Genomic DNA, 15,030 nt, shown 5'->3' on the forward strand with positions numbered 1-15,030 from the left:
CTCACAAGAAAAAGCCTAGATAACTAGACTTTTTAAGCTTATTCTACCGTTACTGACTTAGCAAGGTTACGTGGTTTGTCCACATCAAGCCCACGGTGTAGGGTTGCAAAGTAAGCGACTAATTGCGTTGGCACGACCATTGAAATTGGTGAGAGGTAAGGGTGTACAGTCGTAAGGACAATATCATCTGTCTCTTTAGCAACATTTTCTTCTGCGATAGTGAGGACTTTGGCACCACGAGCTGCCACCTCTTGGATATTTCCACGAGTGTGGTTAGCGAGGACTGGATCTGACAAGAGAGCCAAGACAGGCGTTCCCTCTTCAATCAAGGCAATAGTTCCGTGCTTGAGCTCTCCTGCCGCAAAGCCTTCACACTGGATGTAAGAAATTTCTTTGAGTTTGAGACTTGCTTCCATGGCTACGTAGTAATCTTGACCACGCCCAATATAAAAAGCATTGCGAGTTGTTTCAAGAAGCTCACGAACCTTGGCTTCAATGGTTTCTTTCTCTGAAAGAGTTGATTCGATAGACTGAGCTACGATTGACAACTCATGAACCAAGTCAAAGGCTTGCGCTTTGGCATTGCCATTTGCTTCTCCGACTGCTTTTGCAAGGAAGGCAAGGGCTGCGATTTGCGCTGTATAAGCCTTAGTTGATGCCACGGCAATTTCAGGACCTGCATGAAGAAGCATGGTATTGTTAGCTTCACGTGAAAGAGTTGAACCTGGGACATTTGTCACTGTCAAGCTTGGGATTCCCATTTCATTAGCCTTAACCAAAACCTGACGACTATCCGCTGTTTCACCAGATTGGCTGATAAAGATGAAGAGTGGTTTCTTGCTGAGAAGTGGCATACCGTAGCCCCACTCAGATGAGATTCCAAGTTCAACTGGTGTATCTGTCAATTCTTCCAACATTTTCTTAGAAGCAAATCCTGCGTGGTAAGATGTCCCAGCTGCAAGGATGTAGATACGGTCTGCGTCTTGAACAGCCTGGATGATAGCTGGGTCTACGACAACTTGACCAGCCTCATCTGTGTATGCTTGGATCAACTTACGCATCACTGTTGGTTGCTCATCGATTTCCTTGAGCATGTAGTAAGGGTAAGTTCCCTTACCGATATCTGACAAGTCAAGTTCAGCAGTGTAGCTAGCACGCTCACGACGATTTCCATCATAGTCTTGAACTTCCACACTATCAGCCTTGACGATTACCAACTCTTGGTCATGAATTTCCATGTATTGGTTGGTTTCACGAATCATAGCCATAGCATCTGAGCAGACCATGTTATAACCTTCACCAAGACCAATCAAGAGTGGTGATTTATTCTTAGCCACATAGATGACTTCAGGAGCTTGTGAGTCAACCAAGGCAAAGGCATAAGAACCACGGATGATGTGAAGAGCTTTTTTGAAGGCTTCAAGAACTGACAAGCCATCTTCTTCCGCAAATTTTCCAATCAAGTGAACGGCGATTTCCGTATCTGTTTGCCCCTTGAAGTGGTGCCCAGCAAGGTATTCTTCCTTGATTTCAAGGTAGTTCTCAATCACTCCGTTATGCACCAAGACAAAACGTTCAGTCTCAGAGCGATGTGGGTGAGCATTGTCTTCCGTTGGTTTCCCGTGAGTCGCCCAACGCGTATGTCCGATACCAGTTGTTCCCTCAACACCAGCTGTTTTAGCAGACAATTCTGCAATACGACCAACAGCCTTAACTAGATGGTTTTCAGCACCACCTAGGACAAAAATCCCCGCAGAATCATAGCCACGGTATTCGAGCTTTTCAAGCCCTTGAATCAAAATATCAGTTGCATTTGTGTTTCCAACAACACCAACAATTCCACACATAGTATATACGACACAGGCAAGCTGTGCTTTCTCCTTAAAATTGGTATAGTCTGATTTCTCTTTTATAGAATCAGCAAAAACAGTATATACTTGTTTCTTTCACTTGTCAAGAGTAAAAATTGGTATAGTTCAAATTAAGCTCCTGTAAGCAAAAAACTCTGACCAATTAGGATAATCAGTCAGAGTCTTTTTTAAAATCCATTATTATCACTTAGTTCCTTGAACCAGTGCCCTGATTTCTTCAGACGACGTTCTTGCGTTTCCAAGTCTAATTCGACCAAGCCATAGCGATTTTTATAGCTATTGAGCCATGACCAGCAATCGATAAAGGTCCAGATTAAGTATCCTTTACAGTTGGCTCCATCTTCAATAGCACGGTGAAGTTCGCGAAGATGACCTTTTACAAAGTCAATACGGTAATCATCTTGAATCATTCCATTCTCACGGAATTTTTCTTCCCCTTCAACACCCATACCATTCTCTGTCAACATCCACTCAATATTGCCATAATTTTCCTTGATATTTTGTGCAATATCATAAATCCCTTGCTCATAAATCTCCCACCCACGGTGAGGATTGATTTTACGTCCAGGCATGACATAAGGCTCATAGAAATGCTCTGGCAAAAGCGGGCTATCAGGATGTTTAGCAAAACGTGGAGCCATGACGCGCAAAGGTTGATAGTAGTTGACACCAAGGAAGTCCACCGTATTGTCACGAATAATCTCCAACTCCTCCTCTGTAGCATCAGGCAAGAGACCGTGTTCATGCAAGATTTCTACTAACTCCTGTGGATAAGTCCCCAAAACAGATGGGTCTAAGAAAGATTGGGCCTGAAAGAGGTCCGCAATGCGAGCTGCCTTGACATCAGCAGGATGCTGACTACGTGGATAAGCCGGTGTCAAGTTTAAGACAATCCCAATCTTGGAATCTGGCAAAAGTTCATGACAAGCCTTAACCGCCCGACTGCTAGCCAATTGTGTATGATAAGCTACTTTAACGGCTGCCTCTGCATCCACCTTATGTGGATAATGGGCATCGTAAAAATAGCCAAATTCTACTGGAACGATGGGCTCGTTAAAGGTAATCCATTGGTCTACCAAATCTCCATAAGTCTCAAAACAAAAACGAGCATAGTCTTCATAGGCTGAGACAGTCGCCTTATTTTCCCAACCATCACCCGCTTCTTGAAGGGCAAAAGGTAAATCAAAATGATAAAGATTCACTAAAAGACGAATCCCTTTGGCCTTAATAACCTCAAAAATCTTACGGTAAAAGTCTACACCTTGAGGATTGACTTCCCCACGCCCTTGTGGAAAAATCCGTGACCACTGAATAGAAGTCCGAAAGGCCGTGTGACCAGTTTCTAACAGTAGCTCAATATCCTTTTCCCAGTTTTCATAAAAGGTTGATGTTTTATCTGGACCAATCCCATTATAGTAGCGATTTGGCTCCACTTGGTACCAATAATCCCAAAGATTATCTCCCTTACCGTCACCAGCTACACGTCCTTCTGTTTGTGGTCCAGAAGTAGAGGATCCCCAGACAAAATCCTTTGGAAATCTTAGCATACATTTACCTCTTTATCTAGTCATTTTTCCCATTATACAGAAAAAACAAGGTAAAAACTAGTTACATTTTTTCCTTGTTTTTCTTCTGATTATAGTTTTTATTTCTTGCTGAGAATTTCAAGCGTTTCAAGCAAGTTATCTGCATGAACTTCGATGGTGTCACCAGTCGCTTTAATCTTAACTTCTACGATGCCATCGGCTGCTTTCTTCCCAACAGTGATACGGATTGGCAATCCTATCAAGTCGCTGTCGCTAAATTTAACACCGAGACGTTCATTACGGTCGTCTGTCAAGACTTCGTAACCAGCTCCCATCAAGCTTGCTTCAAGTTTTTCTGTCAAGGCTTGCGCTTCTTCGTCCTTGACATTGACAGTGATCAAGTGAACATCAAATGGCGCCAATTCTTTAGGGAAGTTGATTCCCCAAGCATAACGGTATTCACCTTTTGGCGTTTTATTAACAAAGAGGCGAGCGTGTTGCTCCATCACTGCTGAAAGGAGACGGCTGACACCGATACCATAACATCCCATGATGATTGGCACAGCACGGCCATTTTCATCCAAAACATCTGCTCCCATGCTTGCTGAATAGCGAGTGCCAAGTTTGAAGATGTGACCAATTTCGATACCACGCGCAAAGTTAAGGACACCTTGTCCGTCGGGAGAAATTTCACCCTCACGAACTTCACGGATATCCACATATTCTGCAGTAAAATCACGACCTGGATTCACACCAGTCAAGTGGTAGCCATCTTCGTTAGCACCGACAACTGCATTACGAACATCTTGTACCTTACGATCTGCAATAATTTTAACATTCTCTGGCAAACCAACTGGGCCAAGTGAACCAAATCCCGCCTGAACAATATTTGCAACTTCTTCTTCACTCGCAACGTCAAAGAAATCTGCTCCCAAGTGGTTTTTCAACTTGACTTCGTTGAGTTGATCATTTCCAACTAGAAGGGCTGCAACAAGCTCACCATCTGCCATGTAAAAGAGAGTTTTGATTGTTTGTTCTTCTGGAACATTGAGGAAGGCTGCAACTTCATCAATTGATTTAACATCTGGTGTTGCAACACGAGTCACTTCTTCTTCAGCGACAACACGGTTGCTTGGTTTGTACTCATTTGTTGCCATTTCCAAGTTAGCCGCATAGCTAGACTCACTTGAGTAAGCAATGGTATCTTCACCAGAAACCATCCATTTGAGCAATTCTGCCTTGATTTCTTCTTGCACTTCTGTAGGAATTTCATCAAATGAGGCAACTGACTTGTCCAAGACAACCCAGCGGTCAAGGTCTGTACGAGCAGGTGTAATGGCCATAAATTCTTGGCTGTCCTTACCACCCATGGCTCCACCGTCACCGATGATAGCTTTGAAGTCTAAACCACTACGAGTGAAAATACGCTCATAAGCAGCCTTGTACTCATCGTAAACACTGTCCAAGCTATCATAGTTAGCGTGAAAACTGTAAGCATCCTTCATGATGAACTCACGTGTACGAAGAAGTCCATTACGTGGGCGTTTTTCATCACGATACTTAGGTTGGATTTGGTAAAGGTTGAGTGGCAATTGCTTGTAAGACTTAACAGAATCACGGACAATAGCTGTAAAGGTTTCTTCGTGAGTTGGACCTAGGATAAAGTCTGATTTTTCACGGTTTTTTAGTTTGTAAAGGTCCTCACCATAAGTTTCGTAACGACCTGATTCGCGCCACAATTCTGCACTAAGAAGGGCTGGAGCCAACATCTCAACGGCACCAATCTTGTCGAATTCTTGGCGCATGATATTTTTAGCTTTTTCAATCACACGGTTGGCAAGTGGTAGGTAAGAATAAACACCTGCTGAAACTTGACGAACATAACCAGCTCGCAACATAAGAGCGTGGCTGATAACTTGAGCATCGCTTGGCATTTCGCGAAGCGTTGGGATAGGCATTTTACTTTGTTTCATAATATTCCTCGATTATCTAAAAAAGAGTCGCATAATGTCATTCCAGGTCACAGCAATCATCAAGACAACCATGATAACCACTCCGGCCAAGGTGACATAGGTTTCAATTTCTTGTTTCAATGGTTTGCGGCGAATGGCTTCCAGGATATTGAGCACAATCTTACCACCATCCAATGCTGGAATCGGAATAAGATTAAAAATCCCGATATTGATGGAAATCACTGCCAAGAAGTACAAGACATTCTCAATTCCATTTTTAGCAGCATCACTACTTGCCTTAAAGATAGCAACAGGTCCACCTAGCTTGTTCAAATCCGGTTGGAAAATCAGATTTTTCAGAGCTGATAGAATTCGGAGGGCCGAGTCAGCAGCAGTTGTAAAACCACCTACAAACATAGATAGAAAATCTGACTTAATCCCCGGTTGAACACCTAGAAGGTAACGGCCTTGACTTTCTTCTGGGGTAACAGTGACTTGTTTGTCACTCCCCTTTTCAGAAATAGTCACATCCAAGGTCGGGGCCGTCTTATCTTTGGTTTCTGATTCCACAGCCTGAATCAAACTTTCCCAGTTGCTAACCTCATGTGAACCAATCTTGGTAATCTGTGCCGTTTCTGGTACTCCCACCTTAGCCAAGGCCCCTTGGGGCATGACATGGAACTGGTTGGTATCGACATCTCTGACACCACCCTGCATAAAGATTAAAATCCAAAAAACAACGATACCTAAGATAAAGTTGTTCATAGGACCTGCAAAGTTGGTAATCAGTTTCCCCCAGATAGTCGCATTTTGATATTGAACATCTAAAGGTGCAATCCGAACCTCAGTACCATCTGCTTCCACAACCGTTGCATCGTGATCCACTGCAAATGTTTTTTCTTCTTCCAGAACCAAGCCCTTGATAAAGAGCTTGTCTTCAAAGTCAAACTGGGTCACCTGCATAGGGAGGGCTGTTTGATCTAATTTTTTACCTGAAAGATTGATGCGTTTAACCTTACCATCATCAGTAAGCGTCAAACTGACAGGAGTTCCTGTCTTGATTTCAGTTGTATCATCACCCCAACCGGCCATGCGAACGTAGCCTCCCAGAGGCAAGATGCGAATGGTATATGCAGTTCCATCCTTGCCAATATGAGCAAAGATCTTGGGTCCCATGCCAATGGCAAATTCACGCACTAGAATCCCTGATTTCTTGGCAAAGTAGAAGTGTCCGAACTCGTGCACCACTACAATAATCCCAAAAACCAGAATAAAGGTTAAAATTCCGAGCATAGTATTTCCTCCGTCTTTTGATTAAAAGAGTCCAAACAAGTGCATAATTGGAAATACAAGCAACATACTATCAAAACGATCCAAAACACCACCATGTCCAGGAATAAATTTCCCAGAATCCTTGACACCAAAGTGACGCTTGATCGAACTTTCTAATAAATCACCAAATTGTCCAGCAATGCTAAAGAAAATAGCAAAGACTGACATCTTGTAAATTCCATACGGAAGAGCAACTGTACTGTCAACTATCATAAAGATAATAGTTACTAAAATCGCACCTAAAATACCACCCAAGGCACCCTCAAAGGTTTTATTTGGAGAAACTGTCGGAGCTAACTTTCGTTTACCATAGTTCATCCCAACAAGATAGGCACCACTGTCTGTCGCCCAGACGATACACAAGGCTAATAGTGCCTTATCTAACCCTGCAACGCGAGCATCTAGTAAAGCATTAAATCCAAAGCCTACATAGAAACTCATAGCAAGAGGGAAAACAGCGTCCTCAATCGTATAAGACTTGCTAAAAACAGTCGTTCCTAACATAATTGAAATCAAAACACTATAGGCAACCACATTCCCATCAACTGGCAAAAAAGTCAGGTAATTCTCCAAGGGAATGGTCAAGGCAAAGGTTGCAAAGAGGGTCAATAGGCCCTCCATCGTCATGGTCTCTAGACCTCTCATCTTCAAAAGTTCATGCATGGCTAGCATGGCTATGATTCCAATTGCTATCTGAAGCAAGAGGCCCCCAATCATTAAAATTGGTAGGAAAATAGCCAGGGCAATCCCTGCAAACAAGGTTCTTTTCTGTAAATCCTGTGTCATATTTCCTCCTAAACTCCTCCAAATCGGCGATGACGACGATTGTAGGCAAGAATGGCTTCCTGCAAGGCCGCCTCGTCAAAATCAGGCCACAAGGTATCTGTAAAATAGAGCTCACTGTAGGCTCCCTGCCATGGCAGGAAATTGCTCAAGCGCAATTCTCCACTAGTCCGAATAATCAAGTCTGGGTCTCGTAAGTCCTTAGGCAAATGCTGGGTGAAGAGATAGTTGCCAATCAATTCCTCTGTGATGTCACCTGGGTTGATTTTGGCATCTAAAACATCCTGAGAAATCAACTTAAGAGCCTGTGTAATCTCAGCACGTCCACCATAGTTGAGGGCAAAATTAAGAATCAAACCTGTGTTGTTCTTAGTTAATTCCTCAGCCTTGGTTAAAGCATCAAAAGTCTGCTTAGGCAGGCGGTCCGTTTCCCCAATCATTTGAATCTTAACATTATTCGCATGCAATTCCGGGACATAATTATCATAAAACTCTACTGGCAAGTTCATGATAAACTTGACTTCCTGATCTGGACGGGTCCAGTTTTCTGTAGAAAAAGCATAGACCGTAATAACCTTAACGCCTAGTTTGTTGGCTGCCTTGGTCACAGTTTGCAATGCTTCCATGCCCGCCTTGTGTCCAAAAACTCGCGGTTGCATACGTTTTTTAGCCCAGCGGCCATTGCCATCCATGATGATGCCGATATGAGCAGGAACCTGTGTCGGAACCTCTACTTCCACAGCCTTATCTTTCTTAAAAAATCCAAACATGATCTTATTCCTATTCAAAAATCTATCGTTTCATTATACCATATTTCCCTATTTTCTTCTATCACTAAGCTATTTATACTCTTCGAAAATCAAATTCAAACCACGTCAGCTCTATCTGCAACCTCAAAACAGTGTTTTGAGCAACCTGCAGCTAGCTTCCTAGTTTGCTCTTTGATTTTCATTGAGTATTATTCTCAGGCACCAAGCCCATTTTTCAAAAAAATAAGCCACCTGATTTGGCGACTTTATTTTTATAGGGAGATTATTATGAAAAAGTTTTAGGAGTTTAAGTTAAGGTCTTCTTAACTTATGGACTTAGTATACACTTCCTAGCTTAAAGTTTCCTTAAGTATTTTTAAAAATCAAATTTTTCCATTTCTCCTGCCAATTTTTCTTGGATAATCGTGTTTGATAGAGAGCCATTCGGTCTTCATTCTCTAAAAAATGAGGAGTTGGACGAACTTGAAAATTAAAAATATCCTCCAAACCATAAGGTGCATAGAGTTCAAAATCTGATTCTTCATTCAAGCGTAGTCCAACAGCCGTACACCGTTCTGGATACTTACTCATAGCATCACGGGAACTGGTATAGGGAGCAGTATGAGGGCTGTGCTGGTGCATATAGACTTGATTTTTCAATTCCCACTGGTACTGAGGAAAGTCCTCTCTCAGCTTTTTCTCCAGTAGTAAGGTTTCCTCATAAGAAATATCTGGATTAAAGAAAATCACATCTACATCTGTTTCACAGTCAAAAGGGGATTTATCTGACAAGAGATTCCAGATGAAATTCCTGACAGAACCTGCTGCCAACCAAGAATCTTTCAAACCAAGGTCTCGTATAATCGTCAGAATAGCCATCATATCTGGATTTTTTCTAAAAGCCTCTAGAATTTCTTGCTTATTTTTCATTGTATTCATAACCTAAGTGATTATATGCCTTAGCAGTCGCCACCCGTCCAGACCGTGTCCGCATGATAAAGCCTTTTTGAATCAAGTAGGGCTCATACATGTCTTCAACTGTCTCACGCTCTTCTGCTATGTTAACAGAAAGAGTTCCTAATCCGACAGGGCCACCACCGTACATCTCAATCATGGTGCGAAGGATTTTTTGATCCACATAGTCCAAACCTTCATGGTCAACATCCAGCATAGTCAAAGCCTTATCGGTAATAAGATCATCGATAACCCCATTCCCCATTATCTGGGCAAAATCGCGCACGCGCTTGAGGAGACGATTGGCAATACGAGGAGTTCCTCGACTACGCAAGGCCAACTCAGATGCTGCCTCATGGGTGATTTCCATCTCAAAAATATCTGCCGTCCGCTCAACAATTTCCGTCAAGGCATCATGGGCATAATACTCCATATGCCCCGTAATCCCAAAACGTGCCCGTAGTGGATTTGAGAGCATACCAGCCCGAGTCGTCGCACCAATCAAGGTAAAAGGTGGTAACTCCAAATGAACACTGCGACTGCCTTCACCAGCCCCAATCATGATATCAATGTAGAAGTCTTCCATAGCACTATAAAGCACCTCTTCCACTGACATGGGCAAACGATGGATCTCATCAATAAAAAGGACATCACCAGGCTCTAAGTCATTCAAAATCGCTACCAGGTCTCCGGCCTTTTCAATGACTGGACCCGAAGTCTGCTTGAGATTGACACCTAGTTCGTTGGCAATAACAAAAGCCATGGTCGTTTTTCCCAAACCTGGAGGCCCAAATAAGAGGACATGATCCAGCGCTTCATCCCGCATTTTGGCAGCTTCGATAAAGATTTGGAGCTGGTCCTTGACCTTATCCTGCCCAATATATTCACGTAAGTACTGAGGACGGAGCGTGCGTTCTACTAACTCCTCATCCCCCATTATCTCATTATCTAAAATTCTACTCATGGCTCTATTATATCAAAAAACCAAGCCACAAACAAAAAAGCCACCTGATTGGGTGACTCCTGAGTTTAGCACTTATGTGGTATAATATTATACGGCACTTCAACACCGCCTACGAAAGGAGGTGAATTAGCCCATGATGGATACAATACTTAAAACTATCATCGGACCAATTGTGGTCGGTGTCGTTCTTCGCTTAGTCGATAAATGTCTAAACAAGGACAAATAGTGTCAAAAAGACCCCAAGCTTATTTGGTCGTGAGCTTGGGGTCTTTTCTAGCCTATGATATAGACACAATACTTAATTCCCTTTTATTATCCCACAATTCACACATTTTGTCAAAGGTTTATATCCTCATCCATTCAGCTTCTCCAACTTTAGAATCTGTCCAATAAATTTTTCAAGATTAAGCGAAAGTTATCGGAAAACTATTTTTAGAATAGTCCCCAAAAGCCTGAAATAGAGCAAAAAAACTCCACCTGATTGGGTGGAGTCAAGGGAGATTATTATGAAAAAGAAAAGTTTAGGATTTTATTAAATAAAGTTAGGAGATCTTTATTTAATAACTATATGATACAAGACGAAGCTTAAAACTAGCTTAACTTTTCTCAAATTCTACCATTTTGCCAAAAATTTCTATCAGCATCTATCCACCCCACAAAAAAAGCCACCTGATTGGGTGACTTCATTAGGAGATTATGATGAAAAAAAGTTTTAGGATTTCATTAAATAAAGTTAGGAGGTCTTTATTTAATGGTTATATAATACTAGACCATCCTTAAACTTTGCTTAAGAAAAACAAGTTTTGTTATTTTTCTCTATTCACCCAAGTCATCCCTATACAATTATAGGTGGATAAGATTTCAAAGCCCATAGAACGATAGAATCTCAAGGTTCTTTCTGTCTGTTCTGTCACCAGCTGGACTTGATAGACATCTTTGTAAGCCTCTAAAGCCTCTTTCATTAGGGCACTACCAATCCCTTGACGCTGATAGATAGGTAAAACGATTAAATCTTGAACCAATACTGATGAGAATCCATCTCCAACCAAACGAATCAAGCCCACCACAGTATCATCATCAAGCGCCACATAAATCGCTAATGAATGAGATAAGGCCTGCTCCAGCATCTCTGGTTGATGGGTATAATTTGTCCAACCGACAGCCTGATAGAGATGCAAAACATCCTCTAACTTGACAATTTCTTGCTTTTTAATAGTGATCATGTCAACACCTATTAAAGCTCTCTTAAGCTCTTGTACTGTCGTCCATTTTTATCAAAATTTTCAGGAGCCAACCATGCTTCCAATCGAGCTTTGACTTTGGGCCAGTCCTTATCAATCATAGACAACCAATCCGTATCACGAGTACGCCCCTTATATACGACTGCCTGGCGGAAGGTCCCTTCATAGACAAATCCCAAACGCTCCGCAGCTCGTCTGGATGGCAGATTAAGAGAATCACATTTCCATTCGTAGCGACGATAGTTAAGCTCCTCAAAAACATAGCGCGCCAAGAGATAGTGAGCTTCTGTCCCTATTCGTGTTCCCCTGAGCTCTGGAGAAAAAGTGACCGCTCCCACTTCTATCACTCGGTTATTTTGGTCAATGCGCATGAGAGAAAAAGTTCCCAAAGTCTTACCAGTTTCCTTGTCTACAATCGCATAGTAAAAGCGATCCTTACGAGCCAACATCTGGTTTAAAAGGCTAAGCAGCTCCTCCATATCTGCCACTGGTTCCTGAAAGAGGTAGGTCCACATCTCCCGAGGAGTATCTGGACCATAAACAGCTAATAAATCCTCTACATGCTTTTCCACCGAAAGAGCCTCTACCCTAGCATAACGCCCTTCTAAGAAATCAATAGAAGGCAGTGCACCGGGTGTATAACCTTCCATTGACTCACCAATCATCTGACCATATTCATTTACTGGCATAGCTTTCTCCTTATTTTTATACTGAAAATACTATATCATAAATTACTCTAAATGGAAACTAGCACTCTCCTCTAACTTCATACTAAACACTACACTATTTATCCGTCTTCTTTCTTTTATCCTCCAAGGCTTGATTAATTTGTTGTGTGAGTTTATGAGTCCGCCAGATTTGATACAGCCATATCAATCCATAAATTAACAAGAAAAAGAACCAAAGCAAAGGGCTCCATAAAACTGAACCCCAGCCAAAAAATAGAGAGGTCAATACTAAGACAGTAGCTGTAACTAATAAATGAACTCCTACACGTATACTAAAAGCAAGAAACTCTAGCTTTTCAAGTATTAAAGTCAATACCCCCATAATTCCACCCATTAAAAACAGAGCTAGAATATTTTTTACCATTGGTGTAGGATAGGTAACGCTTGGATAACACTGCGCTAATAACATCATACTCAAATAAAAGAAGGAAGCCGTGCGCATTCCCGATACAAAATAATCAATTAATCGTTTCATGATTTTCTCCTATAAACCTAGATAATTCATTAAGGACTTAACGTATTTCCGACTCACACTAGATTTGATGCCCCGAGTCATTTTAGCCATCATGTTCCCTGAAAAACTATCTGATAACGATTCTAAGTGGTCAATGTTTATAATTGAATGACGTGATATCTGTATAAAGTTACGCCGATTAATCCGATTCTGAAAGTTTATCAATGTTTCCTTCGTTTTATAAATCCCGTCTACCGTATAAATGGTTAATAAATTCTTATCAATATCAGCTAGAATAATATCCTCAATCTTAACCATAACCAGATAATCATCCGCTCGAATAGGAATGGCCACCTGATTGGTCGTTGAAAATTGTTCTAAATACTCCATAACTTCCCTTGCTTGGTCAGTTAACTGAGCTGCCTGAATTACAATATGTGGGTCCTTTTCTGAAAACTCTGTCTTCATTTCAAAACGAATCTTCATTTTCTCTCCAATATACCTTTATTTTCTCTTGCTAAACACTTTAACAAATAAAAGCCAAAGAAGAATAGCGACGAAACTGATAATAACCACTATAAAGTATGTCTCTTCCTTTGTCAATAGTTCTTGCCAGTTGATTTGGATTCCCATTTTTTCTTGAAATTCCTGTAACAGACTGCTATTTCCTGTAAATGCAGTTTCTAAACGCTCTTTCATTAAAATTTGTCGATAGAGAGAAGCAATATAAGTTGCAGGGGTACACTTCATGATAATTTGTGCAAAATCAGGTAATACTCCAATGGGGATATAAGTTCCTACCAAAAATCCAGAAGCAGTCCCCACTATAGTTGCCAGTTTGCCAAGACTATCTACAGATTGAAAACGGTAAATCAAAAGAATATTTACCACACTTGAAAGCAGACTGCTTAACAGCATAATCAAAGTAATTTCCGGTAAATAACTGATAACTGGACTTTCTCTAAAATAAAGGCTCATAACAGCAAACATAAACACCTGCATGACAAAAGAAATGATAATACTGCTGATTAGATAGGACACCTGTAAGCCCCAGCTACCTAAATCTGTCAAGAAAAGATCTTGATCTACTTGATTTTCACGATCCTGTACCATTTGTGTAAGAGCCGTAAAACTGGTTGTAATCCCAGTCACAGCCAAGGTCCCACCCATCAGCCAGTTATTTAAAAGCTTCGTATTTTCAGGGAGTTGGGTCCAAGCATCCGTCAAGTTCTTCTGCAAAAAAATGATATAAAGCAGGAAGGAAATCAATGCCCCCAATAATGAGAAAAATACTCCTGAACGATTACGAAAATATAAGATAAAATTCCGTTTCAATAAAGCTAACATTAGCGAACCTCTCTTCCTGTAAGTGCAATAAAGGCATCATCCATGGTACCTGGGCGAAACTCAAAATAATCAATTTCTTCTCGAACTTTTGCCAAAAATTCAATAGCTTCCAGTGACGTTCTTGGATAAAAAAGATATTCCAACTTATTTTCTTTCTCTACTACCATTCCAGTCCGTAGCAATTTTTCTAAATCGGTTATTTCTTTAAAACGAATTTTTAGGATATTAGATGCATACTGACTTTTAATCTTAGTCGCAGAACCTTGCGCAATCACTTTCCCATGATCAACGATATAGATCTGATCCGCTTCATCCGCTTCATCCAAATAATGAGTCGTTAAGATAATAGTCATCCCTTCATCCTTTTGTAGTCGATACAGAAGATCCCAGATGGATTTGCGAGTCTGAATATCAAGACCTGTCGTTGGTTCATCCAAGAAAAGAATATCTGGTCGCGAAAGAAGAGCACGCGCAATATCAACCCGACGTTTTTGTCCACCTGACAAAGTCCCATATAGTTGTTTCTGGAAAGCAGTCAAGCCCAGTTGATGGATCAAATCATCCACACGACTTGCTGCAATCTCCTTATACTGTTGAGCACGAATCGTGAGATTTTCCCTAACCGTTAACATCTCATCTAGTACACTAGCTTGAAAAACAACTCCGATTTTCGTATTTGGCGCATAGCGAATCTGACCTTGTGTCGGCTTTTTCAAGCCGATTAACATGGAAATAGTGGTTGATTTACCTGCACCATTGGGACCCAAAATAGCATTGAAACTTCCTTTTTCAAACTCTAACTGAATATCATCGACAGCCATATGAGTGCCGTACCGTTTAGTCAAATGTTTAGCTTGTAAAATCATATTTCTTTCCTCCTTTTATCTCACTAGTTTAACAAAAATAATGACAGAAAAATCGACTTTTTAGATAAGTGGTTAAAATAAAAGGTTAAGTGGTGAGATGATGGAAACAGAATTATATTTTTCATTTAAAAATCCTCCAGATTCTACTCTGAAGGATTCCTATCTTATTTGGCTCTATAATATTTGTAGTGGGTAAATCCCCTATAGATATTATGGAGCCGTTTTTATTGTAGAAAAAAAGTCCCATAAGATCTATAATGAAA

The 15,030-nt window shown here is 41.0% G+C and carries 15 protein-coding genes; 1 reads left to right on the forward strand and 14 read right to left on the reverse strand.

What is annotated here, in order from left to right; genetic code table 11:
• Positions 1–38 precede the first annotated feature (38 nt).
• The 8 genes from glmS to ruvB form a co-directional block, all read right to left on the reverse strand.
• The gene (gene glmS, locus B7703_RS01200; protein WP_084923308.1) at positions 39–1,847 is read right to left on the reverse strand and encodes a glutamine--fructose-6-phosphate transaminase (isomerizing); all 1,809 of its coding nucleotides are present in this window, start codon (positions 1,845–1,847) and stop codon (positions 39–41) included.
• 191 nt (positions 1,848–2,038) lie between these two features.
• Positions 2,039–3,418 (reverse strand): 6-phospho-beta-glucosidase, encoded by a 1,380-nt coding sequence (gene bglA / locus B7703_RS01205; protein ID WP_084923309.1) that lies wholly within the window; start codon positions 3,416–3,418, stop codon positions 2,039–2,041.
• A gap of 98 nt (positions 3,419–3,516) precedes the next feature.
• The gene (locus B7703_RS01210) at positions 3,517–5,370 is read right to left on the reverse strand and encodes a proline--tRNA ligase (RefSeq protein ID WP_084923312.1); all 1,854 of its coding nucleotides are present in this window, start codon (positions 5,368–5,370) and stop codon (positions 3,517–3,519) included.
• Between the two features lie 12 nt (positions 5,371–5,382).
• Positions 5,383–6,642, reverse strand: coding sequence for an RIP metalloprotease RseP (gene rseP / locus B7703_RS01215; RefSeq protein ID WP_084923314.1), 1,260 nt, complete (start codon positions 6,640–6,642; stop codon positions 5,383–5,385).
• A 21-nt stretch (positions 6,643–6,663) separates the two neighbouring features.
• The gene (locus B7703_RS01220; protein WP_000189860.1) at positions 6,664–7,467 is read right to left on the reverse strand and encodes a phosphatidate cytidylyltransferase; all 804 of its coding nucleotides are present in this window, start codon (positions 7,465–7,467) and stop codon (positions 6,664–6,666) included.
• A gap of 8 nt (positions 7,468–7,475) precedes the next feature.
• Positions 7,476–8,234, reverse strand: coding sequence for an isoprenyl transferase (locus B7703_RS01225; RefSeq protein ID WP_084923316.1), 759 nt, complete (start codon positions 8,232–8,234; stop codon positions 7,476–7,478).
• Between the two features lie 345 nt (positions 8,235–8,579).
• Positions 8,580–9,152: a nucleotidyltransferase family protein gene (locus tag B7703_RS01235; protein ID WP_084923318.1), complete on the reverse strand. Its 573-nt coding sequence runs from the start codon at positions 9,150–9,152 to the stop codon at positions 8,580–8,582.
• Positions 9,133–10,131: a Holliday junction branch migration DNA helicase RuvB gene (gene ruvB / locus B7703_RS01240; RefSeq protein ID WP_084923319.1), complete on the reverse strand. Its 999-nt coding sequence runs from the start codon at positions 10,129–10,131 to the stop codon at positions 9,133–9,135. The genes B7703_RS01235 and ruvB overlap by 20 nt, the downstream gene beginning before the upstream one ends.
• Positions 10,132–10,264: 133 nt before the next feature.
• Here ruvB and B7703_RS01245 point away from each other — a divergent pair, with 133 nt between their 5' ends.
• On the forward strand, positions 10,265–10,357 hold the full coding sequence (locus B7703_RS01245; RefSeq protein ID WP_084923321.1) for a type I toxin-antitoxin system Fst family toxin: 93 nt from the start codon (positions 10,265–10,267) through the stop codon (positions 10,355–10,357).
• A gap of 580 nt (positions 10,358–10,937) precedes the next feature.
• On the opposite strand, the gene B7703_RS01250 is transcribed toward B7703_RS01245, so the two are convergent.
• The 6 genes from B7703_RS01250 to B7703_RS01275 all read right to left on the reverse strand — a co-directional run bounded on the left by B7703_RS01250 (position 10,938) and on the right by B7703_RS01275 (position 14,767).
• Positions 10,938–11,354, reverse strand: a complete 417-nt coding sequence (locus B7703_RS01250) for a GNAT family N-acetyltransferase (RefSeq protein ID WP_049499492.1) — start codon at positions 11,352–11,354, stop codon at positions 10,938–10,940.
• 11 nt (positions 11,355–11,365) lie between these two features.
• The gene (locus B7703_RS01255; RefSeq protein WP_060627429.1) at positions 11,366–12,061 is read right to left on the reverse strand and encodes a GNAT family N-acetyltransferase; all 696 of its coding nucleotides are present in this window, start codon (positions 12,059–12,061) and stop codon (positions 11,366–11,368) included.
• Between the two features lie 94 nt (positions 12,062–12,155).
• Positions 12,156–12,575: a DUF3021 domain-containing protein gene (locus B7703_RS01260; RefSeq protein ID WP_060627428.1), complete on the reverse strand. Its 420-nt coding sequence runs from the start codon at positions 12,573–12,575 to the stop codon at positions 12,156–12,158.
• Between the two features lie 9 nt (positions 12,576–12,584).
• Positions 12,585–13,040 (reverse strand): LytTR family DNA-binding domain-containing protein, encoded by a 456-nt coding sequence (locus B7703_RS01265; protein ID WP_049543950.1) that lies wholly within the window; start codon positions 13,038–13,040, stop codon positions 12,585–12,587.
• An 18-nt stretch (positions 13,041–13,058) separates the two neighbouring features.
• A complete protein-coding gene (locus B7703_RS01270; RefSeq protein WP_060627426.1) occupies positions 13,059–13,901 on the reverse strand; it encodes an ABC transporter permease in 843 nt (280 codons plus the stop codon).
• Positions 13,901–14,767, reverse strand: coding sequence for an ABC transporter ATP-binding protein (locus B7703_RS01275; RefSeq protein ID WP_060627425.1), 867 nt, complete (start codon positions 14,765–14,767; stop codon positions 13,901–13,903). Before B7703_RS01275 ends, B7703_RS01270 begins: the two co-directional genes overlap by 1 nt.
• Positions 14,768–15,030: the final 263 nt, after the last annotated feature.

This window comes from Streptococcus mitis (assembly GCF_002096735.1).
Classification (GTDB): domain Bacteria; phylum Bacillota; class Bacilli; order Lactobacillales; family Streptococcaceae; genus Streptococcus; species Streptococcus mitis_CZ.

Excerpts from the sequence above, each read along its gene's own strand:
- B7703_RS01270 (WP_060627426.1), bottom strand. The coding sequence starts at position 13,901 with ATGTTAGCTTTATTGAAACGGAATTTTATCTTATATTTTCGTAATCGT.
- B7703_RS01265 (WP_049543950.1), bottom strand. The coding sequence starts at position 13,040 with ATGAAGATTCGTTTTGAAATGAAGACAGAGTTTTCAGAAAAGGACCCA.
- B7703_RS01260 (WP_060627428.1), bottom strand. The coding sequence starts at position 12,575 with ATGAAACGATTAATTGATTATTTTGTATCGGGAATGCGCACGGCTTCC.
- B7703_RS01210 (WP_084923312.1), bottom strand. The coding sequence starts at position 5,370 with ATGAAACAAAGTAAAATGCCTATCCCAACGCTTCGCGAAATGCCAAGC.
- B7703_RS01220 (WP_000189860.1), bottom strand. The coding sequence starts at position 7,467 with ATGACACAGGATTTACAGAAAAGAACCTTGTTTGCAGGGATTGCCCTG.
- glmS (WP_084923308.1), bottom strand. The coding sequence starts at position 1,847 with ATGTGTGGAATTGTTGGTGTTGTTGGAAACACAAATGCAACTGATATT.
- B7703_RS01235 (WP_084923318.1), bottom strand. The coding sequence starts at position 9,152 with ATGAATACAATGAAAAATAAGCAAGAAATTCTAGAGGCTTTTAGAAAA.
- B7703_RS01245 (WP_084923321.1), top strand. The coding sequence starts at position 10,265 with ATGATGGATACAATACTTAAAACTATCATCGGACCAATTGTGGTCGGT.
- B7703_RS01225 (WP_084923316.1), bottom strand. The coding sequence starts at position 8,234 with ATGTTTGGATTTTTTAAGAAAGATAAGGCTGTGGAAGTAGAGGTTCCG.
- B7703_RS01255 (WP_060627429.1), bottom strand. The coding sequence starts at position 12,061 with ATGCCAGTAAATGAATATGGTCAGATGATTGGTGAGTCAATGGAAGGT.
- B7703_RS01250 (WP_049499492.1), bottom strand. The coding sequence starts at position 11,354 with ATGATCACTATTAAAAAGCAAGAAATTGTCAAGTTAGAGGATGTTTTG.
- B7703_RS01275 (WP_060627425.1), bottom strand. The coding sequence starts at position 14,767 with ATGATTTTACAAGCTAAACATTTGACTAAACGGTACGGCACTCATATG.
- bglA (WP_084923309.1), bottom strand. The coding sequence starts at position 3,418 with ATGCTAAGATTTCCAAAGGATTTTGTCTGGGGATCCTCTACTTCTGGA.
- rseP (WP_084923314.1), bottom strand. The coding sequence starts at position 6,642 with ATGCTCGGAATTTTAACCTTTATTCTGGTTTTTGGGATTATTGTAGTG.
- ruvB (WP_084923319.1), bottom strand. The coding sequence starts at position 10,131 with ATGAGTAGAATTTTAGATAATGAGATAATGGGGGATGAGGAGTTAGTA.